Source organism: Paraburkholderia graminis C4D1M (genome assembly GCF_000172415.1).
In the GTDB taxonomy this organism is placed as follows: Bacteria; Pseudomonadota; Gammaproteobacteria; order Burkholderiales; family Burkholderiaceae; genus Paraburkholderia; species Paraburkholderia graminis.
Genome location: NZ_ABLD01000052.1, coordinates 1 through 22,303, shown reverse-complemented (window position 1 = coordinate 22,303; position 22,303 = coordinate 1). Strand labels below are relative to the sequence as shown.

Annotated in this window: 19 protein-coding genes and 1 pseudogene; 11 read left to right on the top strand and 9 right to left on the bottom strand. The window is 63.3% G+C overall.

Going from position 1 to position 22,303, the window contains the following annotated elements:
• From BGRAMDRAFT_RS32585 to BGRAMDRAFT_RS32575, 3 genes are all read left to right on the top strand, one after another.
• A partial coding sequence (locus tag BGRAMDRAFT_RS32585; RefSeq protein WP_044022065.1) for a PrkA family serine protein kinase occupies nt 1-1,118 on the top strand: 1,118 nt, incomplete at its 5' end.
• Nucleotides 1,119-1,249: 131 nt separating this feature from the next.
• A complete protein-coding gene (locus tag BGRAMDRAFT_RS32580; RefSeq protein WP_006053195.1) occupies nt 1,250-2,521 on the top strand; it encodes a YeaH/YhbH family protein in 1,272 nt (423 codons plus the stop codon).
• A complete protein-coding gene (locus tag BGRAMDRAFT_RS32575; RefSeq protein WP_006053194.1) occupies nt 2,518-4,233 on the top strand; it encodes a SpoVR family protein in 1,716 nt (571 codons plus the stop codon). Before BGRAMDRAFT_RS32580 ends, BGRAMDRAFT_RS32575 begins: the two co-directional genes overlap by 4 nt.
• 145 nt (nt 4,234-4,378) lie before the next feature.
• On the opposite strand, the gene BGRAMDRAFT_RS32570 is transcribed toward BGRAMDRAFT_RS32575, so the two are convergent.
• The gene (locus BGRAMDRAFT_RS32570) at nt 4,379-5,416 is read right to left on the bottom strand and encodes a GSU2403 family nucleotidyltransferase fold protein (RefSeq protein ID WP_006053193.1); all 1,038 of its coding nucleotides are present in this window, start codon (nt 5,414-5,416) and stop codon (nt 4,379-4,381) included.
• Nucleotides 5,417-5,684: 268 nt separating this feature from the next.
• Between BGRAMDRAFT_RS32570 and BGRAMDRAFT_RS32565 the strand changes: the two genes are divergently transcribed.
• On the top strand, nt 5,685-6,989 hold the full coding sequence (locus BGRAMDRAFT_RS32565; protein ID WP_006053192.1) for an MFS family transporter: 1,305 nt from the start codon (nt 5,685-5,687) through the stop codon (nt 6,987-6,989).
• A 60-nt stretch (nt 6,990-7,049) separates the two neighbouring features.
• Here the strand turns inward: BGRAMDRAFT_RS32565 and BGRAMDRAFT_RS32560 are convergent, their stop codons facing one another.
• The 6 genes from BGRAMDRAFT_RS32560 to BGRAMDRAFT_RS32540 form a co-directional block, all read right to left on the bottom strand.
• Nucleotides 7,050-7,271: a hypothetical protein gene (locus BGRAMDRAFT_RS32560; protein ID WP_006053191.1), complete on the bottom strand. Its 222-nt coding sequence runs from the start codon at nt 7,269-7,271 to the stop codon at nt 7,050-7,052.
• 154 nt (nt 7,272-7,425) lie between these two features.
• Nucleotides 7,426-8,604 carry a glycosyltransferase family 2 protein gene (locus tag BGRAMDRAFT_RS32555; RefSeq protein WP_006053190.1) on the bottom strand — a complete coding sequence of 393 codons (1,179 nt, stop codon included), beginning with the start codon at nt 8,602-8,604 and terminating at the stop codon, nt 7,426-7,428.
• Between the two features lie 212 nt (nt 8,605-8,816).
• Entirely contained in the window at nt 8,817-8,993 is a 177-nt protein-coding gene (locus BGRAMDRAFT_RS35160; RefSeq protein WP_006053189.1) for a hypothetical protein, read from the bottom strand.
• Nucleotides 8,994-9,048: 55 nt separating this feature from the next.
• Entirely contained in the window at nt 9,049-9,969 is a 921-nt protein-coding gene (locus BGRAMDRAFT_RS32550) for a LysR family transcriptional regulator (protein WP_006053188.1), read from the bottom strand.
• 255 nt (nt 9,970-10,224) lie between these two features.
• Nucleotides 10,225-11,616 carry a DHA2 family efflux MFS transporter permease subunit gene (locus BGRAMDRAFT_RS32545; RefSeq protein ID WP_006053187.1) on the bottom strand — a complete coding sequence of 464 codons (1,392 nt, stop codon included), beginning with the start codon at nt 11,614-11,616 and terminating at the stop codon, nt 10,225-10,227.
• A gap of 229 nt (nt 11,617-11,845) precedes the next feature.
• The gene (locus tag BGRAMDRAFT_RS32540; RefSeq protein ID WP_006053186.1) at nt 11,846-12,283 is read right to left on the bottom strand and encodes a carboxymuconolactone decarboxylase family protein; all 438 of its coding nucleotides are present in this window, start codon (nt 12,281-12,283) and stop codon (nt 11,846-11,848) included.
• A gap of 229 nt (nt 12,284-12,512) precedes the next feature.
• Between BGRAMDRAFT_RS32540 and BGRAMDRAFT_RS32535 the strand changes: the two genes are divergently transcribed.
• The gene (locus BGRAMDRAFT_RS32535; RefSeq protein WP_006053185.1) at nt 12,513-13,598 is read left to right on the top strand and encodes an NAD(P)/FAD-dependent oxidoreductase; all 1,086 of its coding nucleotides are present in this window, start codon (nt 12,513-12,515) and stop codon (nt 13,596-13,598) included.
• A gap of 89 nt (nt 13,599-13,687) precedes the next feature.
• On the opposite strand, the gene BGRAMDRAFT_RS32530 is transcribed toward BGRAMDRAFT_RS32535, so the two are convergent.
• Nucleotides 13,688-13,924: a hypothetical protein gene (locus BGRAMDRAFT_RS32530; RefSeq protein WP_006053184.1), complete on the bottom strand. Its 237-nt coding sequence runs from the start codon at nt 13,922-13,924 to the stop codon at nt 13,688-13,690.
• A gap of 197 nt (nt 13,925-14,121) precedes the next feature.
• Here BGRAMDRAFT_RS32530 and coxB point away from each other — a divergent pair, with 197 nt between their 5' ends.
• The 6 genes and pseudogenes from coxB to BGRAMDRAFT_RS32500 all read left to right on the top strand — a co-directional run bounded on the left by coxB (nt 14,122) and on the right by BGRAMDRAFT_RS32500 (nt 20,525).
• Nucleotides 14,122-15,216 (top strand): cytochrome c oxidase subunit II, encoded by a 1,095-nt coding sequence (gene coxB, locus BGRAMDRAFT_RS32525; RefSeq protein ID WP_006053183.1) that lies wholly within the window; start codon nt 14,122-14,124, stop codon nt 15,214-15,216.
• Between the two features lie 53 nt (nt 15,217-15,269).
• Complete coding sequence (gene ctaD / locus BGRAMDRAFT_RS32520; RefSeq protein ID WP_006053182.1) at nt 15,270-17,324, top strand: cytochrome c oxidase subunit I; 2,055 nt, start codon at nt 15,270-15,272, stop codon at nt 17,322-17,324.
• 1 nt (nt 17,325) lies between these two features.
• On the top strand, nt 17,326-17,988 hold the full coding sequence (locus BGRAMDRAFT_RS32515; protein ID WP_006053181.1) for a cytochrome c oxidase subunit 3: 663 nt from the start codon (nt 17,326-17,328) through the stop codon (nt 17,986-17,988).
• Nucleotides 17,973-18,413, top strand: a complete 441-nt coding sequence (locus BGRAMDRAFT_RS32510) for a hypothetical protein (protein ID WP_006053180.1) — start codon at nt 17,973-17,975, stop codon at nt 18,411-18,413. The genes BGRAMDRAFT_RS32515 and BGRAMDRAFT_RS32510 overlap by 16 nt, the downstream gene beginning before the upstream one ends.
• A 2-nt stretch (nt 18,414-18,415) precedes the next feature.
• Nucleotides 18,416-19,879 (top strand): c-type cytochrome, encoded by a 1,464-nt coding sequence (locus BGRAMDRAFT_RS32505; protein ID WP_006053179.1) that lies wholly within the window; start codon nt 18,416-18,418, stop codon nt 19,877-19,879.
• A gap of 155 nt (nt 19,880-20,034) precedes the next feature.
• Nucleotides 20,035-20,525: pseudogene (locus BGRAMDRAFT_RS32500) on the top strand (DUF421 domain-containing protein).
• Nucleotides 20,526-20,816: 291 nt separating this feature from the next.
• Here BGRAMDRAFT_RS32500 and BGRAMDRAFT_RS32495 read toward each other — a convergent pair.
• On the bottom strand, nt 20,817-22,214 hold the full coding sequence (locus tag BGRAMDRAFT_RS32495) for an MFS transporter (protein WP_006053176.1): 1,398 nt from the start codon (nt 22,212-22,214) through the stop codon (nt 20,817-20,819).
• Nucleotides 22,215-22,303 lie beyond the last annotated feature (89 nt).

Here is a 22,303-nt window from a genome sequence, read left to right as displayed (position 1 = left end):
ACCCGCTGCTCACCGCGACCCAGGAAGGCAACTTCAAGGGCACGGAAGGCTTCGGCGCGATTCCTTTCGACGGCGTGATCCTCGCGCACTCGAACGAGTCGGAGTGGAAAGCCTTCCGCAATAACCGCAACAACGAAGCCTTGCTCGACCGGATTTTCGTCGTGAAGGTGCCGTACTGCCTGCGCTATTCGGAAGAGATCAAGATCTACGAGAAGCTGTTGCGCAATTCGTCGCTGGCTAATGCGGTCTGCGCGCCCGGCACGCTGAAGATGATGGCGCAGATGTCGGTGCTCACGCGCTTGCAGGAGCCCGAGAATTCGAGCCTCTTCTCGAAGATGCAGGTCTACGACGGCGAGAATCTGAAGGACACTGATCCGAAGGCGAAGTCGTACCAGGAATACCGTGACTTCGCGGGCGTCGACGAAGGCATGACCGGCGTGTCGACCCGCTTCGCGTTCAAGATTCTGTCGCGCGTGTTCAACTTCGATTCGACCGAAGTCGCGGCCAATCCGGTGCATCTGATGTACGTGCTCGAACAGCAGATCGAGCGCGAGCAGTTCCCACCGGAGACCGAGCAGAAGTACCTGTCGTTCATTAAAGACGTGCTCGCGTCGCGTTACGCGGAATTCATCGGCAAGGAGATCCAGACGGCGTATCTCGAGTCGTACTCCGAATATGGGCAGAACATTTTCGATCGCTATGTGACGTATGCGGACTTCTGGATTCAGGATCAGGAGTTCCGCGATCACGACACCGGCGAGAGCTTCGACCGCGCGGCGCTCAATGCCGAGCTGGAGAAGATCGAGAAGCCCGCGGGCATCAGCAACCCGAAGGACTTCCGCAACGAGATCGTGAACTTCGTGCTGCGCGCGCGTGCTGCGAATGCAGGGAAAAATCCTGCATGGATCAGCTACGAAAAGCTGCGCGTCGTGATCGAAAAGAAAATGTTCTCGAATACGGAGGAACTGTTGCCGGTCATTTCGTTCAACGCCAAAGGTTCGGCGGAAGAACAGCGCAAGCACGAAGACTTCGTCAACCGGATGGTGGCGAAGGGCTACACGCCGAAGCAGGTGCGCTTGCTGTGTGACTGGTATCTGCGCGTGCGCAAGTCGTCATGATACGCACTGCGTGCCGCTCGCGCGGTCCGACCGCGCGAGCACCCTGCGAGCCGCAAGCTGCATGGACATAGCATCGGGCCATCCAGCGTGCGTCTCGCGCACCCGAATTTGGGCAGTATGGGAGACCGGGCGTGCTTCATCAAATCATCGACCGCAGGTTGGCAGGCAAGAACAAAAGCATTGCAAATCGCGAGCGTTTTTTGCGCCGCGTCAAGAACTACATTCGTCGCGCCGTTTCGGAAGCGGTGCGCGACCGCAGCATTAAAGACATTCAGAACACCCAGAGCATCACCATTCCGCGTAAGGACATCGCGGAGCCGTCGTTCCGGCATGGACCGGGCGGCCGGCGCGAAATGGTGCATCCAGGCAACTCCGACTACATCCGCGGCGACAAGATTCAGCGTCCGCAAGGCGGTGGCGGCGGAGGCGGCGGCAGTCAGGCGAGCAACGAAGGCGAAGGTCAGGACGACTTCGTGTTCGAGCTGAGCCGCGAAGAATTCATGCAGTATTTCTTCGACGATCTCGAACTGCCGCGGCTCGTCAAAACCCATCTGATGGCCGTGCCCACATGGAAGAGCATCCGCGCGGGCTGGGCGGCCGAAGGCACGCCGAACAACATCGACGTGGTCCGTTCGCTGCGCAGCGCGCTCGGCCGCCGCATCGCGCTCGGCGCGCCGCTCGTCAACCAGTTGCATGAAATGGAGCGGCAACTCGAGGTGCTGAAGGCCGACCCCGACGATCGCCGCGAAGAAATCAAGCTGCTCGAAGACGAGATCCATCATCTGCGCGGGCGCATCTGGCGCATTCCGTTTATCGACCCGTTCGACCTGCGTTACGTGAACCGCGTGAAGCAGCCCACGCCGTCGAGCCAGGCCGTGATGTTCTGTCTGATGGATGTGTCCGGTTCGATGGACGAGCAACGCAAGGATCTCGCCAAGCGCTTCTTCATCCTTCTTTATCTGTTTCTCAAGCGCAATTACGAAAAGATCGAGGTGGTGTTCATCCGCCACCACACACGCGCCGAAGAGGTCGACGAAGACACGTTCTTCCATTCGACCGAAAGCGGCGGCACGGTTGTATCGAGCGCGCTGGAGCTGATGCAGAAGGTGATGGACGAGCGCTATTCGCCGACTGAATGGAACATTTACGGCGCCCAGGCGTCCGACGGTGACAACTGGACCGACGACTCGCCGAAGTGCCGCAAGATACTCTCGGATGACATCCTCGAGAAGGTGCGCTATTTTGCGTATATTCAGGTGACGCCCGAAGAGCAGAACCTGTGGCTCGAATATGCGCAACTGGCTCTCAGCCAGCCGCATATGGCGATGAAGAAGGTCGAAACCGCGGCTGACATCTATCCGGTGTTTCGCGAGTTGTTTGAAAAGCAGGTGGCGTCGTCATGACGACCAAACATTTGCATAACGAAGCGCGCGGCTATCAGCCGGAGCGTGGGACAGGCGTGCCGCAGCGTGAGTCGGGGCATGCCGAGGCAGGGGCGGACGAAGAGCGGGCCGCCGCAGCCGGAGCAGTCGACAACGCTGACGCACGGGGACACACCGGAACGCCCATCGAGGGGCAAAGGGAAGTCCGTATGAACGTAGCCGATAGACGGCCTTTGCCGTGCCCGTCCGACTGGACCTTCGAGTTGATCGAGGAGTACGACTCCCATATTGCCCGTGTTGCAGAGCAATATGAACTCGACGTGTATCCGATCCAGCTCGAACTCATCAGCGCTGAACAGATGATGGACGCGTATGCGTCCGTCGGCATGCCGGTGAATTACCGGCACTGGTCGTTCGGCAAACACTTTCTCTCTACCGAAAAAAGCTACCGTCGAGGGCAGATGGGGCTCGCGTACGAGATCGTGATCAACTCGAACCCCTGCATCGCGTATCTGATGGAAGAGAACACGATGACGATGCAGGCGCTCGTCATCGCGCATGCGGCGTATGGGCACAACTCGTTCTTCAAGGGCAACTATCTGTTCCGGCTGTGGACGGATGCGCATGCCATCATCGACTACCTCGTCTACGCGAAGAATTACATTGCGGAATGCGAGGAGCGCTTCGGGCTCGACCGCGTGGAAGAACTGCTCGATTCGTGCCACGCGCTGATGAACTACGGCGTGGACCGCTACAAGCGTCCGCAGAAGCTGTCGCTGGAAAAAGAGTTCGCCGCACGGCGCGAACGCGAGGCGTATCTGCAATCGCAGGTGAACGAATTGTGGCGCACGCTGCCCACGCGGCATACGCCGTTGCCCGAGGAAATCGAGGAGCGTTATCCGCCTGAGCCACAGGAAAATCTGCTGTATTTCGCGGAGAAAAACGCACCTTTGCTCGAGCCTTGGGAGCGCGAGGTGATCCGCATCGTGCGAAAAGTGGGGCAGTATTTTTATCCGCAGCGGCAGACGCAGGTGATGAACGAAGGTTGGGCCACGTTCTGGCACTACACGCTGCTCAACACAATGTACAACCAGGGCAAGCTGGAAGACGGCTTCATGATGGAGTTCCTCCATTCGCACAGCAACGTCGTCTATCAGCCGCCCGTCACCAAGCCGTACTACAGCGGCATCAATCCGTACGCGCTGGGTTTTTCGATGATGAGCGACATTCGCCGCATCTGCGAAAACCCGACGGAGGAAGACCGCAAGTGGTTCCCGGAACTGGCCGGCAGTCCGTGGCTGCCCGCCATGCACTACGCGATGCGCAATTTCAAGGACGAGAGCTTCGTCGCGCAATATCTGTCGCCGCATCTGATCCGCGAAATGCGGCTGTTCTCGGTACTCGACGACGACATGCGCGACGCGCTGGAAGTCTCCGCGATCCACGATGACAGCGGCTATCAGTACGTGCGCCAGGCGTTGTCGCGGCAGTACGACATGCATCATCGCGAGCCGAACATTCAGGTGTGGTCGGTGAATACGCGCGGCGACCGCAGTCTGACGCTGCGGCATTTCATGAGCGACAACCGGCATCTTTCGTCCGATAGCGACGAGGTGCTCAAGCACATGGCGCGCTTGTGGCAGTTCGACGTGTATCTGGAAAGCGTCGACGAAAACGGCACGGTCAGGAAGCGTTACGAGTGCCGCTACGTGCCGCCCGCCGTGAGGGCGTGAGGACGTCTCACGGCGTGAGGGTCTCTTGGGCGCGCCCGCCACTGTCGTGGCCGGCGCGCCAGTCTTTATGGTGTCGAAGCCGTGCATGGCTCACGCGACGGCGACTCCTGACGGGCGGCGCGCGAACCGGATTACTCGTCACGGGTTACGCGTGGGCACCCAGATCAGCCAGAAAATCGCGGGCGCGTTCCGACAAGCCCGGCGCGAGGTTTAGCGCCTGGGCGGCCGCGGTGCCGACCCTGGGGCGCGCGTTTTCCTCGAGTTCGTCGGCGGCTGTCGTCAACCAGTCTGGAAACTTCTCCGCGAGTGCGTCGATCAACACGGCGGCCTGCCGCCGGTCCTTGTCTGCCTTGAGCGCACGCGACGGGTCGCGAAGCGTGCTGACGACAAGCTTGTGAAGCGCGAATCTGGCGGGGTCGGGCAGCATGACCGGCACCACGTGTTCCTTGCCGAGGATAAAGCCTTGCGTAGGGTTCGTTACCAGATACCTGAAGTAGGGAAGTCCGGTTGCGTGGGCGCGCAAGTGCGGCAAGGCCTTCGTCTCGTACGCTTCCGTACCCGGCACGAGCAAGTCCACCTTGAGGTGCTGTCCACGCACCTTGAACGACGTGGACGGCTTTCGCGAGTGCAGTTCCGGCATCTCGAGAAACGGAATGCCGCTATCACGAAGGATGTCGAGAAAGCTGCGCTCTTCGGGGATAGCCACCGAAATGCTCCCGGCGCTGCCAATGTCGATATCTTCCGTCCGGTAGTTCGCAGGCAGCCGCACGCCCAGGCTATTCAGAAGCGCGCCGAAGGCGTGGGAGCCGACCAGCACTCCGCCGTGGCTGAAGATGCCCGCGTTAAAGAGCGTTGCCAGCGTGAGCGCCGAAGAGTTGTCCGCGGAGGCAAAGTTCGCCTTGCGCAGTATCTGGACCTCGGCGGCAAGCGCGCGCATCTCCGCGCTCTCGAGTAGTTTCGCCTCGAGCGCAGCCTCGGTAGCGGGCTCGCCTGCGCGGCCAAGCGACGTTTCCTTATGCTTTCCCGATGCCAGATAGACGCGCCAATAGGTGTACGTTTTCCCGTCGACGGTCTTCTGCGCCGCCGAGCCCGGAGAGTGCAGGGGAATATGACCTTGTGCGCCGGCGCGCTCGGTGACGGACGAATACAGCGTTTGCAATGCGTCGTTGTGGAAGCTGGCCATTGCTGGCGTCTCCTTATACCCTGTGATTGAGCATTAAGGTATAAATTCACAACAGTCAAATTTACACCTCACGATTAAACCCGAGGGATAAACCAGGAATGAGCTCCGAACTGTGCCGGGACCGGACTGGCGACGGCGCTCGCCGTAGCGCTTGCCAACAAACCCCCAACTTTCACTTGCGATTCTGTAAAATTCGCCCACGCTAAAAATCGCGTGCTGAAGGCGGCGCCACGACCGTCGCCTCCGTTCAAGAGACAAGGAAGACAACATGACCGACCTCACAGACCACAGCGTGGCCTCCGCCCACGACACGCGGCGCCGCATTTTCGCGATCGTCGGCGCTTCATCGGGCAATCTCGTCGAGTGGTTCGACTTTTACGTCTACTCGTTCTGCGCGCTGTACTTCGCGCCCGCGTTCTTCCCAAGCGGCAACACCACCACGCAATTGCTGAACACGGCCGGCGTGTTCGCGGCAGGCTTTCTGATGAGGCCAATCGGCGGCTGGTTCTTTGGCCGTCTCGCCGACAAGCACGGCCGGCGTACCGCGATGATGATCTCGGTCTTCATGATGTGCGGCGGCTCGCTGGTGATCGCCGTGCTGCCCACGTACGCGCAGATCGGCGCGCTCGCGCCGGCGCTGCTGCTCGTCGCGCGGCTGTTCCAGGGACTCTCCGTGGGCGGCGAATACGGCACCAGTGCAACGTATATGAGCGAGGTCGCGCTGAAAGGGCGGCGCGGCTTCTTCGCGTCGTTCCAGTACGTGACGCTGATCGGCGGCCAGTTGTGCGCGCTCCTCGTGCTGGTGATCCTGCAACAGACGCTCTCGACCGCGGAACTCAAAGCCTGGGGCTGGCGCGTGCCGTTCGTGATCGGCGCGATCGCGGCGCTGGTCGCGCTCTATCTGCGTAAATCGCTCGATGAAACCACTACCGCCGCGACGCGTCAGCGCAAGGAAGCGGGCACGCTGCGCGGCTTGTGGCAGCACCGCGTCGCGTTCATGACGGTGCTCGGCTTCACGGCGGGCGGCTCGCTGATTTTCTATACGTTCACCACGTATATGCAGAAGTATCTGGTGAACACGGCGGGCATGAATGCGAAGACCGCCAGCAACGTGATGACCGCGGCGCTCTTCGTCTACATGCTGCTTCAGCCGCTGTTCGGCGCGCTGTCGGATCGCATCGGCCGGCGTCGTTCGATGCTGTGCTTCGGCCTCTTCGCGACCATCGGCACGGTGCCGCTTCTGCATGCGCTGAAGGACGTGACGAGCCCGTATGCGGCGTTCGGTCTCGTGGTGCTGGCGCTTGCCATCGTCAGCTTTTATACGTCGATCAGCGGCCTCATCAAGGCGGAAATGTTCCCGCCCGAAGTGCGCGCGCTCGGCGTGGGCCTCTCGTATGCGGTGGCGAATGCGATCTTCGGCGGCTCGGCCGAATACGTGGCGCTGTGGCTCAAGTCGACCGGCAGCGAACCGATGTTCTACTGGTACGTGACCTTGATGTGCGCGATCGCCGGCATCGTCGCGCTGCGCATGCGCGATCCGTCGAAAGAAGGGTATTTGCGTCACGAACCGTGAGCCGAGGCGCGCGCTCGGGCGCGTGCTTAGGTGCGTGCTCAGTGCGTGCTCAGTGCGCGCTCACGCCACCACGATTTCGGTGCCGAGTACGTGCAGGAGGTCGCGCAGCGCTTCGGCCTGCGCCATCTTCGCGTCGCTGCGCAGGTGGATCTGCACGGCTCGCCCGGCAATTCCGTCGATCGGTTGAGCGAGCCACAATTCCACCGCCAGTCCCAATCCCTCGGGCTGATTGGCGGCGACCGGCTCGATCACACGCGGCTTGAAACAGGCACTGTCGGACATGGCGAATCACCTCGGACTTCATGACGTGTCCGGCTCATCGTAATCAGCGGCGCGCGCCAGTCCAAGCAACAAATACGCCTTTGCTAAGCAGAGGATGCTTAGCAGAAAACGCGCTGACGGCGCATGGCGACGACCGCCGACGACGTCGCCGCGATCAGCGCGATTCGGTCGTATCGGCGGTGAGTTCCGCGACAAGCTCTTTCATGGTTATGCCGGGTTCGCCGGGCAAGGCTGCAACAGGAGCCGCCGTTGCCACGGCGGTTGCAGCCACCGTTGCTGCTGCCGTAACCGTGGCTGCGGCGCTCGCCCTCACCACGCTCTCCGTTTCCGCCATCACCACATCCCCCGCAGCAATCCCCGCCCGCCCGCGCGCATTCACCGCAGCCCGCGAAAGCATCAGCAGATGGTAGTAAAGCCGCGCGCTGAACCCATACCGATACGCGAACAGATGACCCAGCGCGATCTTCAACCCGAGCCGCGCCTGACGATTCCTCGCATGCACCGACACGACGATCGGCGCGAGCCGCCGGAGCGCGAGCTTGCGCGAAGGCTCGAGCTGCGGCGGCAACTTCAGCTTCCTGACGAACCCGTAGGCGCTGAGCGTGGCTGCCGCCGCGGTCCCGCGCGTGCTGTGCGAAATCGAAGTGGCGGTCTTGCGATACACCGACACGTAATCGTGCAGATAAAACACCTCTCGCGCCGCGAGGCACAGCTCGGTGCCGAACACGAAGTCGCAGCACGCGCCATATTGCTCCTTATAGCCGACGCGTCGGACGAGCCGCGCGTCCGCCATCCAGCCGTTGTTCGGGAACATCTGAACGAGCCCGGTTCTGCCCGGCAGCGGCTGCAAGCCTTCGGCGTCCTTCGTGCGCCTGAACGCCGCGTTGAGCCGCGCGCTGGCCTCGAGATCGATCGCGCCGTCATGGTCCGCCTCGTACTGTGCGCCGAACGCGGCATCGAGCCGTGGATGCAGTTTCCACAGCGACACGAGTTTTTCGACGCCGTCGGTGGTGAGCAGGTCGTCGTCGTGAAGCAGCAGAATCTTGTCGCCGAGCGCGCGCTCGAACAGGCTCGCGACGTTGCGCGCCTGGCCAAGCGGCGGCTCGTTCCTCGCATAACGGATGCGCTCTTCGCTCAACTCGTGCGGATAACGCGACGCAAGCAGTTGCGCGGTGCGCGCATCGTTTGAATCGTCGCCGATCACGATTTCCAGATTGCCGTAGGTCTGCGCAAGACACGAGTCGATGCACTCGACGATCAGCTCCGGCCGGTTGCAGGTCGGCACGCAGATCGACACTTTGGCTGGCTCGGCGGAGGGCACGGGAATGGACATGGGCGTCGCCTTTGTTATCTGTTGAAGGGGCGGCAGCCGGCTGCTTGTTCGCATACATCGCTGCAAGCAGAAAAGTAGTGCATCGCGCCGAAAAAATATTCGGTAAAAAAGCGGAAAAAATGTCTGCTGTATGAAAGCTGCGGAAAGGGAAAAATTTATGCGGCTTTGCGCGCTCCAACGCAGCAAAGCCGCTTCCAGACCTGCGCTTAATTTCAGCCGACTGACGGCTCGCCTTCACCCGGCTTCTGACCCGGACGGTCCGCCGGCGACTGATCGCGGTCGGCGTCGCCGCGCTCCGGCAGCTTGCTCTTTTCGTTGTCGCTATGTACCGCGGGGTGCGGATGGGCGATGTCGTCGGGCTTGTCGTTGCCTTGCTTGGGGTCGGCCATGGCGTTCTCCTGATCTTGAAGACCTAACTCGGGAAGCAAAGCCTGGGCCCGCACTTCACTCGGCGTGAGCGGCGCCCGTCAGCGAAATGATGAAATCGATGAAGGCGCGCACCTTGGCCGGCGGATGGTGCCGCGACGGATAGAGCGCGTAGAGCGGATAAAGCTCGTCGCCCCATTCGGGGAAAAGCTCGACCAGCTTGCCGCTCGCGAGCAAGGCTTCCGCGCCGAGCGCGAGGATTTGCGCGATGCCCTGGCCCGCGGCGCACACGCTGTGCAAGGTGCCCACATCGTTGACGGTCAGGCGGCCTTGCGGCGTGACGACGATTTTCTTGCGGCCGCGATGAAACTCCCAACTGAACGGATAACCGGTCAGCGGATCGCGAAACTTGATGCACGCATGCTGGCCGCTTTCGAGTTCCGCAGGATTTGCCGGATGCCCATGCTTCTTCAGATACGACGGCGCGGCCACCGTCAGAATGCGCGTGTCGAGCAGCTTGCGCGCGATCAGCGACGACACCGGCGGCTCGCCAAAGCGGATCGCGACGTCGAAACCGTCGCCGACCATATCGCCCAACTGGTCGCGCGTGATCAGTTCGAGCTGCAAATCGGGATGTTTGTCGACGAAACCGCCGAGTCTCGGTCCGAGCACGAGGCGCGAAAAGAACGGGTCCATGTTTACGCGCAGGCGTCCGCGCACGGCCGTCGCGCCTCGGGCGGCGCTGGCCGCCGCGTCCTCGAGGCCGCTTAGCAGCGGCACGATCTGTTCGTAGAAGCGCCGGCCTTCGTCGGTGAGCGTGACCGAGCGCGTGGTGCGATCGAATAGCCGGATGCCGAGCCGCGCCTCGAGCCGCGCCACCGAACGGCTCACGCCCGATTGAGACATGTCGAGCGCAACGCCTGCTGCCGCGAAGCTGCCGCAATCGACGATCGCCGTCAGCACGCCCATGCCGTTCAGCACGCGCTCGTCAAATGGCATCGGAGAATCCTTTTCTTGTTCGTTGACGCGGTACATGCTAACGCGAAACGCGCGGCGGGGAGCCCGTCCACGAAGGATCGCGGGTCCGTCATGCGCGGCGCATATGAGAAGCGACAGCGTGTGAAAGCAACGCGGCGGCGCGGGCTCAGTTGCAACGTTACCGAACCCGAACCCGAACCCGAACCCGAACCCGAACCCGAACCCGAACCCGAACCCGAACCCGAACCCGAACCCGAACCCGAACCCGAGCGCGAATCAGCGCCCCGCGCCCTGGCTAGCCGGCGCGCGCACGGCGGGCGCCGCGTCGAGATGGCGGAACACCCACGCGGACAGCAGCGTGATCGCGCCGACGCAGACGAAGCTCAGCCGGAAGCCGAGCGCCGCCGAGCCCCATTGCGCGGCAAAGAGCTTCACGAGCCCGCCGCCGATCGACACGCCCAGGCCGATTGCCAGCATCTGCACCATCGAAAAGAGGCTGTTGCCGCTGCCGGCGTCTTCGTGCGAGAGGCCCTTGAGCGTGACGCTGTTCATCGCCGCGAACTGCATGGAGTTGGCCGCGCCGAATACCGCGAGAATCACGACTTCGACGATGAGCGGCGTGCCGCGCGAGATCGACGCAAACGCCACGATCGACGAACCGACGATGAGCGTATTCACCAGCAGGAAGAGGTCATAGCCGTAGCGCCGCACGAGCGGCGCGATCCAGCGTTTGGCGACCGTGCCGGCGAGCGCCGCGGGCAGCATCATCAGCCCCGAATGCAGCGGCGTGTAGCCAAGCTGAAGCTGCAGCAGCAACGGCACGAGAAACGGCACGGCGCTCGAGCCGATGCGGCACACGAGGTTGCCGACCAGCCCCACGCTGAAATTCGGCTCGCTGAACAGCGACAGTTTGAAGAGCGGGTTACGCCGCCGCCTCGCGTGCGGAATGTAGGCGAGCGCGCTCACCGCCGCGAGCGCGAACAGCGCCGCGGACCACGCCGCCTGATGCGTCGGCACGGGGGCATCGACGGCCAGCGAAAACGCGATCATGCAAAGCGACAACAACCCGCAGCCGATGAAGTCGAACGGCGGCGCCTGGGTCTCGCCGTGCGGCGGCAAAAAACGCTGCACCGCGTAGAGACCGGCGGCGCCGATCGGCACGTTGATCAGAAAGATCCAGTGCCATGTGATCGCCTGGACGAACCAGCCTCCGAGCGTTGGTCCGACAATCGGGCCGAGTTGACCGGCGACCGAAATAAACGCGAGCGCCGCGACGTATTGCTCGCTGGACACGCTGCGCAGCACGGCGAGGCGTCCGATCGGCAGCAGCATCGAGCCGCCCACGCCTTGTAGCACGCGCGCGAGCACGAGTTCGCCGAGCGTGTGCGCGCTCGCGCAGCAAATCGAGCCGATCACGAAGACGAGGATCGCGGCGAAGTAGACGCGCCGCGTGCCGAAGCGGTCGGCGAGCCAGCCGGAGGCGGGCGTGAGCATCGCCATCGTCAACGTGTAGGCGACCACGATCGGCTGCATCGCAAGCGGCGCGACATGCAGGCTGTGCGCGATGGACGGCAGCGCCGTGTTCACGATCGTCGTGTCGAGCGACTGCATGAAAAAGCCCGCGGCGACGATCCACAGCAGCGCGGTATGCGACGAATCCCTGGTCATGTGATGGCAAGCGGCGGCGCGCGGGCGCCGGTTAAGCGGAGTTTTTTGTCAGCAAACGCTTCAATGATACGGCATTGAGCGGTGTTGCAAGGCGGGGAATGGGGAGGGCGTGCGAGCGGTGGAGGTGTGCGGTACGAGTGCGCAGCGCGAGCGGCCTCTTTGAATCGCGTGATCCAGCCGAGTTGAAAGAGGCGCTGCGCCAGCGGTGCTGCTATGTACAGTGACGCGCTTATTCAGGCATCGAGCGGAACGAAATCGCGAAGCGGTTCCAGGCGTTGATCGTGGAAACGAGCAGCGTCAGGTCGACCAGTTCTTCGTCGCTGAAGTGAGGGCGGACCGCTTCCCACACGGCGTCGGGCACGTGATGGTGCGAGATGAGCGTCAACGCTTCCGTCCATTCGAGCGCGGCGCGTTCGCGATCCGTGAAGAACGGCGTTTCGCGCCACGTCACGACAGTTGCAAGACGCCGGTCGGTTTCGCCGCCTTTGCGGGCGTCGGTGGTATGCATGTCCACGCAGAACGCGCAGCCGTTGATCTGCGACGCACGCAGGCGAACCAGTTCCGCGAGCGACTTTTCAATCGACGATTTGCCGATGCGTTCTTCAAGGCCCAGCATTGCCTTGATCGCGGCGGGACTGGCTTTGTAGTAGTTGAGACGTTGTTTCATGATTCACTCCTTCGCTTTGGTGGGACGCATCCGGTGATGCGATGAGTGAATACTAGTCTTGGCATTGGCTTTGCAAAATGGCCATTTTCGACGATTTGTAGGTGGCCACTTGAATGTCCGCAACCGGCTGCGAACCCCCGCTTAAGCGCCCTTGCTGGCTGTAATGGCATCGTTGCCGCGCTCACGGCGATTCGGTATGGTGGGTCATCACCTTATGAAGAGATAGCGAATGACGTCCGCCGCCGAGCCTGTTGTGCAACCTGGTTCACCGCCTATCCGCACCGACGTGCTGATCGTCGGCGCGGGTCCCGTTGGGCTCTTTGCCGCTTTCGAGGCCGGCGTGATCGGCTTGTCCTGCCAGATCGTCGATGCACTCGGCAAGATCGGCGGCCAATGCACCGAGCTCTATCCCGACAAGCCGATCTACGACATTCCCGCGATTCCGTCATGCACGGCGCGCGAACTCGTGGACCGCCTGCTCGCGCAATGCAAGCCGTTCGACGTGCCGATTCATCTCGAGCAGCGTGTGGAATCCGTCGAGCAGCGCAGCGACGGCCGGTGGACCGTGCGCACCGATCGCGGCCTTGTGTTCGACGTCGCGGCAATCATGCTGGCCGCGGGCAACGGTGCATTCGTGCCGCAAAAGCTGCCGCTTGCCGAAGCCGTGCCGCTCGAATCGCGCCATGTGCACTACAGCGTGCAGCGTCTCGCCGATTTCGCCGACAAAACCGTGGTCGTGGCAGGCGGCGGCGATTCCGCGCTCGACTGGGCGCTCGCGTTGCGCAAGGTCGCGCGGCGCGTGACGCTCGTGCATCGGCGCAACGGATTCAGCGCCGCCGATTCAAGCGTCGAGTTGATGCGGCGCGCGGTCGAAGCCGGTGAGATGGACTTTATTGTCGGCGCGATTTCAGGGCTGAAGGTGCAAAGCGACGCGCAAGAGAACGCCGAAAGCGCTGCACTCAAATCCATCACATTGCGACATATCGAGGGCGAGACCGAGTTGCCGGCGGAACAGCTCGTCGTGCTATACGGACTGGTCGCGGACCTCGGTCCGATAGGGCAGTGGGGCTTGAGCCTGCACGGCGGCCGCGTCGATGTCGATACGTCCAACTACGAGAGCTCGCGGCCAGGCATCTTCGCGGTCGGCGACATCGCCAACTATCCGAACAAGCAGAAGCTGATTCTGTCGGGCTTTCACGAGGCGTCGCTCGCGCTGCGCAAAGCGTATTCGTATGCGTATCCCGAGCGCAAACGCGTGCACGTCCATTCGAGTTACGACGCGAAGCTCGCGGAAAAAGTCAGCGCGGCAGGCTGAGCGTGCAAGACGATTGAAAGAGACCCGCTGGAGACCGCACGATTGCAAGATGGTCCGATCCCAGCGGGTCTTTTTTACATCACAAGCTGCTATTTCCCCGCAGGCTGACTCGCGGCCGCCGCCGCGCTGGCCGCCTTGTCTTTCTTCTTTGCTTCATGATGGCCGATCGCGCAGCCTGCTGCTGCGCCGGCCACGCCGTGGCCACCCGCAATATGTCCGCCGACGCCGCCGACCACCGCGCCTTTAGTGCAACCTTCGGCATGCGCCGCGGCGTGAACGAACGCGAATGAAACCACGAGAGCCGTGGCGAGAGAGGCATGTTTCAAGGCAAGCTCCTGATGTTGAATTGATCGTGTGTCGATAAAGCAAGTGCGAGACCTGACCCGTGTTTAGCGGTCTGAAAGGTTCGTTTCTTGCTGCGCGATGAGCGCTGCTCGACGACGTGCGGGCACTTCATACGAGGGGCGAGCGCCGCGCCGCGCAGCGTGAGTCCCAGGTCGAAACGCAATCGGAGCCGAGCGGCATGCCACGCACGAGGACCGCGCGAATCACATCGGACGGGGCAAACTTTTTCGCGCGTCAGAGCGCGTGGCCCGCGCTGAGCCTGTTGTCTGCGAGCGCTGTTCTTCCATCCACCGCTTCTGCCGACTCCGCGCCCCTCGCGTATTTTCTCCACACCGCAGGGCCCGCTGCTGCGCCGACGATGCGCCTCGGCTGGGTGCTGACTGCAATCGTCGTGCTGGTGGTGCTGATCGTGAGCGGCTTGCTTGTCGTGGCGCTCGCTCGCAAGCGGCCTGCTGAACCGGCGGACACGATCGGTCCCGAAGCGGGCGGATTGCGCTGGATTTATGTGGGGACCGGTGCCTCGTGTGTGGCGTTGCTCGGCATGCTCGTCTACACGATGGCGACGCTCGAATCCGTCGCTTCGCCCGCATCGCATGCGCGGCTTGTCATCACCGTGACCGCCTACGACTGGTGGTGGAAAGTCGATTACGCCGACGACCCCGACGCCGCGCGAAACTTCAGTACCGCCAACGAAATTCATATTCCTGTCGGCGAGCCCGTGAAGGTGCGGTTAAAAAGCGCCGATGTCGTCCACGCGTTCTGGGTGCCGCAGCTTGCCGGCAAGACGCAGACCATTCCCGGTCAAACGAACGAGCAATGGATTCAGGCCGATCGTCCCGGCATCTATCGCGGACAGTGTTCGCAGTTCTGCGGCGCGCAGCATGCGCACATGGCCTTCGAAGTCGTCGCACAAAGCGCCGCCGATTTCCATGCGTGGAGAGACGCGCAAGGGCGCAACGCGATGCAGACGCAGGCATCGGCGCACGATGCGCACGGCGCGCAATTCAGCGCGGGCAAGAAACTGTTCGACGAGCGCTGTGCCGGCTGCCACGCGATACGCGGCACCGACGCGCACGGCTCGCAAGCGCCCGACCTCACGCATCTCGGCTCGCGACGTCTGATCGCGGCCGGTGCGCTGACGAACACGCCCGAGCATCTGCTCGACTGGGTACAGCACGCGCAGCGAATCAAACCGGAAGCATTGATGCCGAGCATCGCATTGACGACGAGCGATGCCGCCGCGCTGTCCGCTTATCTCGCGACGCTGCATTGAACCCGAGCCGGTCGCGAGTTTGCGCGACCGCCTAACGTAAGGAGCGCATTTCGATGTCCGATCACGCCGACGCGCCGAGTTCGAGCGCATCGTCTTCATCGGCGGCTGAGGCAGAGACAGCGGCAGCGGCAACGCATGCGCCGCGCCTCGCGCGCCGGCCGCGGCGCGGCCGCGTGCCGCCTGGCAGCGCCGACGAAAAACGCCTGCGCGAGATCTGGGAAACGCCGCCGGGCTGGCGCGGCTGGCTTTCGTCGGTGGATCACAAGACGATCGGCTTGCGCTATCTGGTGACCGCGTTCGTGTTTCTGCTGATGGGCGGCGTCGAAGCGCTCATCATGCGCGTCCAGCTCGCGCGGCCGAATGCGACGGTGCTCACGCCTGAGCAGTACAACCAGCTCTTCACGATGCACGGCGTGACGATGATCTTTCTGTATGCGCTGCCTGTGCTGTCCGGCTTCTCGAACTACCTGTGGCCGCTTGTGCTGGGTTCGCGCGACATGGCTTTTCCGCGGCTCAATGCGCTGTCGTACTGGATCTTTCTATTCGCGGGCATCTTCCTGTACGCGAGCTTTCCGACCGGCCAGGCGCCCGACGCGGGCTGGTTCAACTACGCGCCGCTCTCGGGCCTCGAATACAGCACCGGACCCAACATCGATGTCTACGCGCTCGGCATGGTGCTGCTCGGCATTTCAACGACAGTCGGCTCGATGAACTTCGTCGTAACGTTGCTGCGCATGCGCGCACCGGGCATGTCGCTCGATCGCGTGCCGGTGCTCGTATGGGGCACGCTCACTGCATCGGCCGGCAATCTGCTCGCGGTGCCGTCAGTGAGCCTCGCATTTTTCCTGCTGTGGATGGACCGCCGCATCGGCACGCATTTCTTCGACGTACTGAACGGCGGACGGCCGCTGCTCTGGCAGCATCTGTTCTGGATCTTCGCGCATCCGTGGGTCTATGCGGTCGTGTTGCCGGCGATGGGCATCGTGTCCGATGCGTTGCCGGTGTTCTGCCGGCGCCCGCTGGTCGGCTACGGTCCTGTCGCGCTCGCCACCGTCGCGACGATGGCGATTGGTTTCGTCGTGTGGATTCACCACATGTTCGCGACGGGAATTCCGGCGCTCGCGCTGTCGTTTTTCGGCGCGGCGAGCATGGTGATCGCGATCCCGAGCGCAGTAGCCACGTTTGCGTGGATCGCCACCATCTGGACGGGGCGGCCGGTCTTTCGCGTGCCGTTCCTGTTTTTCGCGGGCTTCGTTTTTCTGTTCGTGGTGGGCGGCGTTTCGGGCGTGCTGACCGCGGCCGTGCCGTTCGACTGGCAACTCACCGACACCTACTTCGTCGTCGCGCATCTGCATTACGTGCTGCTCGGCATCAACGTGTTCCCGGTGATCGGCGGCATCTACTTCTGGTTCCCGAAGTTCACCGGCAAGATGATGAGCGAGCGTCTTGGCAAGCTCGGTTTCTGGGTGATGTTCGCGGGCTTCAACATCGGCTTTTTCCCGATGCATATCGCGGGGCTGCTCGGCATGCCGCGCCGCATCTACACGTATCCCGCCGATATGGGCTGGAATACGGTGAACCTCGTTACGTCGCTCGGCTCCTTTCTGTTTGCGTTCGGTATCCTGATCTTTCTCGCCGATCTCGCGGTGAGTCTGAAGCGCGGCAAGCCGGCGGGCAATAATCCGTGGGACGCACCATCGCTCGAATGGGCCGTGAGCTCGCCGCCGCCGCCGTACAACTTCGCCGTGGTGCCGACGCTCGCGAGCCGCCATCCGCTGTGGGAAGGCCGTATCGAGGAACCCGGCAACGCGGGCAACGTGCGCTCGCAAATCGACGAAGGTTATCTGCTGGCGGAAGGGCGCGAGGCGCTCGGCACGACCGCGCTCGAAGCGAATCCCGACGTGATTCTGAAGATGCCTGGCGACTCGTACGCGCCGTTCTTCCTTGCGTTGTTCGCCGCGCTTTTCTTCGCGGCGCTCGCGCTCGCGGCGTGGCTTTTCGCGGGCGCGATGCTGGCGGGCTGCGCGGTGTCGATCATCGTATGGCTGTGGCCGGAGCGCGAACTGATTCAGCGCGAACCGGTTGCCGTCCACGACGCCGGAGGCTGACATGAGCGACGCCGTCAACCTGCAGCGCTCATCAGGTGAGCCTCGCGAGCCGGACGAACCGGCCGGCGTATTGCCGATAGGCAGCGCCGGCGAGCGTTCGGGCGGCTGGTGGGGCTGCCTCACGCTCGTGCTGACCGAAGGCGCATTGTTCGGATACCTGATCTTCACGTATCTGTATCTCGCTTCGCAAAATCCGCAGCACTGGCCGCCGGAAGGTTTGCCCAAACTCACGCTCGGCGTCGTCAACACAGTCATTCTGTTGACTAGCAGCGTGTTCGTCTGGCTGTGCGAGCGTTGCGTGCGCCGCCGACGCGTGCGCTGTGCAGTCGCGTCAATGGCCACGGGTGTCGTGCTCGGCATCGTCTTCATGGGCATTCAGCTTGCGGAGTGGCACGACCATCCTTACGGGCTTACGACGCATCTGTATGGCTCGCTCTACTTCACGATCACCGGCTTTCATATGGCGCACGTCGCCGTCGGCATCGTCGTGTTGCTGTTGCTGCTGTTATGGACGGCGCTTGGCTATTTCGACGAGCGGCGTTGCGCGGCGTTGAAGATCGGCGGACTGTATTGGCATTTCGTCGATATCGTCTGGCTGTTCATCTTCAGCACGCTGTATCTGACGCCTTACCTCTTTCAGGAGTGGTCATGGCCCAGGACATGAACACGCATTCGACGAGCCCATTGCCCGGCGCGCCGCACCCGCTGCGCCATGTGCTGATCGGTCTGCTGGTCGCGCCGCTCGCCTGGCTCTTGCAGATGACCGTCGCCGAAATGCTCGCTGCGCAAAGCTGTTATCCGTTCGATCATCCGTTATCCGAACCAATTCTGCCGTGGATGAAAACAGCGCTCATCGTGCTCGGCGCATTGTGCCTTGCGGCGGGCTCATTCGGCACCTGGGTCGCGTGGCGCGAAATGCGGCAGCTTGCGCCGGTCGAGTGGGCCGCGCTCGATGCCGCGCGCCGTAAACGTGTGGGGCTGCAGCGCTTTTTGCTGAGGGTCGCGGCGTTGTGCAGCACGCTGTTTCTGGTCGCTTTGATTGCGGTCGACGCCGCCATCGCGATCGTCTCGCCGTGCAAGTGGTGGTGACGATGCGCGGCCTTCGTGATTTTATCGTGATGCGTGGCGGCGGCTTGGTGCGGCGAGGTTGGCGTGCGGTCGGTGTCGCCGCGGTCGCGCTCGCGCTGACGGGCACGTTGTTGCACGATGCCGCGAGCCATGCACGGGAAGCCGCGGCGAGCGGGGCGGACAACGGCGTAACGAACAGCACAACGAACAGCACGGCCACGCGCGAGATCAACGCGAGCATTACAACGAGCGCCAACCCCACCGAAATCGCCCGCGGCGCCTACCTCGCGAAAGCCGCCGATTGCGCCGGCTGCCACACAGCCCCGCCGCGCATCCCCCAGCCTGGCGCGAAGCCGGTAGCGACGCCGCCGTTCGCGGGCGGCCTCGGCATGGGCTCGCCGTTCGGCACCATCTATTCGTCGAACATCACACCCGATCCGCAAGCGGGCATCGGCCGCTACAGCTACGAAGACTTTGCGCGCGCGTTGCGCGAGGGCGTCGCGCGAGGCGGCAAGCGGCTTTATCCGGCGATGCCATACCCATCGTTTTCGAAAATCACCGACGACGACATGCACGCCCTCTACGCGTACTTCATGCACGGCGTGCAGCCTGTGCCGACACCCGCGCCGACGACGCGTCTGCCGTTCCCGTTCAACCAGCGTTGGGCGCTGCTGTTCTGGGACTGGGTTTTTGCGCCGACCGGACAGTACCGGGCGGACCCCGCGCATGACGCGCAATGGAACCGCGGCGCCTACCTCGTGCAATCGCTCGGACATTGCGGCGCGTGCCACACGCCGCGCGGCCCCGCGTTCAACGAGCGCGGCTACAGCCATTCGAGTTCGACGTATCTGACGGGCGGCACCAATGACAACTGGTTCGCCTCGAACCTCACCGCCGATCCCGGCTCGGGCCTCGGCCGATTTTCCGCCGACGACATCGCCGCCTTCCTAAAAGCCGGCCACGGCGGCGGACTCGTGACTTTCGGCAGCATGGTGCAAGTGGTCGAAGACAGCACCCAGTACCTGAGCGATGCCGACCGCGCCGCCATCGCCGCGTATCTGAAGAGCCTGCCGCCGCGCGCGCCGAACGGCCGCTTCAATGCAAACTCGCGCGCCGCGCAGCAGACCGTGCGGGCGCTCAGAACCGGCGACGTCGAGCGGCCCGGCGCCGGGATCTACGCCACGTATTGCGCGCGATGTCATCAGATGGACGGCGCCGGCGTGCCGCAAAAGTATCCGCGGCTGGCGGGCAATCCCGCCGTGCTTGGGGCATCGAGTACATCGCTCGTGCGCTTGCTGGTCGAAGGCGGCGAGAGCCCGCACACACTCAGCGGTCCGGAGCCGCGCAAGATGCCGTCGTTCACGGACAAACTGACCGATAACGAAATGGCGCGCGTGCTGACGTTTATCCGCAATACGTGGGGCAACGCGGCTGCGCCGGTGACGTCGCGCGATGTGTCCCGTGTGCGGGCGAAGCTGGGGAAGTAGCGCCTCGAATAGCGTCTCGAATAGCGCTTCAAAAAGCGTCGCCGCGTCCGGCGATCGGCACATGGTTTGCTTCTCCTTGGCATCTGCTGCCGGTACTGCGCATGGCCTTGCCTTCATCGAACGGAGGCGGGCCGGACCCGGAGGACAAAACAATGATGGACGCGATTTATCTGCTGTTCGGGCAAGGGCGCGATCTCGACCCGCTGCAGATGAGCCTGCGCGCGGTCGTCGTGTTTCTGATCGCACTCGTGCTGATCAGGATCTCCGGACGGCGTTCGTTGGGACAGCGCTCGCCGTTCGATTCGGTCGTGGTGATTCTGCTGGGCGCCACGTTGAGCCGCGCGATCGTGGGCGCGTCGCCGTTCGTCGCCACGGTGCTGGCATCGCTCGTGATCGTCGTTTGCCATCGCCTGCTTGCGTGGATCTGCATGCGCTCGCATGCGATCGAGCGGCTGGTCGGCGGCGTCGAGCGCGAGCTGTCAGCAACGGCGCATTCAACCAGGATCAAATGCGGGCCGCGCTGATGACCTCGAACGATGTGCGGGAAAGCGTGCGGCAGAAGATCGGCTCCCGCTCGCTCGACAAGGTCGCCGCGGCGATTCTCGAGCGCAACGGCGAAGTGAGCGTGATCCGCAAGGAGCAGTGAATTCGGCGCCGCGGGCAGCGGGGCAGACGAGCAGCGCGGGAGACCTGCGGCGCGGCAGACGAGCAGCGCGGGAGACCTGCGGCGCGACAGACGAGCAGCGCGACAGACGAGCAGCGCGACAGACGAGCAGCGCGACAGACGAGCAGCGCGACAGACGAGCAGCGCGACAGACAAGTAGCGCGGCAGACGAGCAGCGCCGCAGACAAGCAGCGCGGCAGACCAGCAGCGCGACAGGTAAGTCACCAGCTCGCCAACCCACTAGCCCTCGCCGACCGCGCTATCCGCTCGTCGTCAGCCGCGCCCACCGCGCGAGATTTCTTCCCCGGCGCCACGCGGCAGCCGCAACGTCACCGGAATCGACGCGAACGAGCACAATCCCACCACGAGAAACGCGGGCCAGAAATCCGACCACATGATCGCGTCGTGGCCGTTCATCAAGCGCGAAATCTGCAGAACGATGCCGCCGACCGTCACACCGAGACCGAGCGACATCTGTTGCACGACACTGCCGAGGCTCGTCGCCCGCCCGACGTCGCGGCTCGCGATTTCCGCGTAGGTCAACGAATTGAGACTCGTGAATTGCAGCGCGGGAAAGAAGCCGCCGAGCAGCACCACGACCCAGATGATCCACGTCGGCGTGCCGGGAAAAAACAGCCCGCACGCCGCGATCGAAACGCCCGACAGCGCCGCGTTGACCACCAGCACCGAGCGAAAACCATAGCGATGCAGCACGCGCGACGCGACCGTGCGCATGAACATGCCGCCGAATGCCGACGCGCAGGTAATCAGGCCGGACTGAAACGCGCTCATGCCGTGTCCTTCCTGAAGCATCAGCGGCAGCAGGAACGGCAGCGCGCCGAGACCGATGCGAAACAGCGATCCGCCGAGCACGCTCGCCTGAAACGTCGGCACCTTGAAAAAGCGCAAATCGAGCAGCGGCAGCCGCGCGCGCTGCGCATACACGACGTAAAGCACCAGCAGCACCGCGCCGATCCCGCACATGCCGAACGCGTCGCGATTGGCGATCAGCTCGCCACCGATCAGCGACAACCCGAGCAGAAGCAGCACCGCGCCCGCCGCCGACAGAAAAAAGCCGATCCAGTCGAGCGGGCCGGGATGCGGCTCGCGCGTGTTGGCGATGTGCTTGTTCGTCAGATAGATGCCGAGGATGCCGATCGGCACGTTGATAAAGAAAATCAGGCGCCAGTGCAGATAAGTCGTGATGAAGCCGCCGAGCAGCGGGCCGGCCGCGGGACCGAGCATCGCGGGCACGCTCAGATAATTCATCGCGCGGATGAAGTCGACCTTGTGGACGACCCGGAAGATGATGATGCGGCCGACGGGCACCATCATCGCGCCGCCGACGCCCTGGACGAAGCGCGCGAGCGTGAAGGTGGCCAGCGAATTCGACGCCGCGCACAGCAGCGAGCCGGCCACGAAGATGCCGATTGCCGTGCGAAACACGGTGCGCGCGCCGAAGCGGTCGGCGAGCCACCCGCAAACGGGGATGAACACGCCGAGCCCGAGCACGTAGCTCGTGACCGCGATTTTCAGCGCCACCGGGTCGCGCCCGAAGTCGCGCGCCATGGCGGGCAGGGCGGTGACGATCACGTTGGCGTCGACGCTTTCCATGAACATCGCGCACGCGACGATCAGAGGCGCTATCAGGGCGGTGCGGGCGGCGGTCATGGACAAAGCTGCGGCGGGGGGTCGCAGGCAAAGGGGTCATTATTGCACCTGTACGGTGCGGTTTGTTAATACTGCGGGGCCTGCATGCC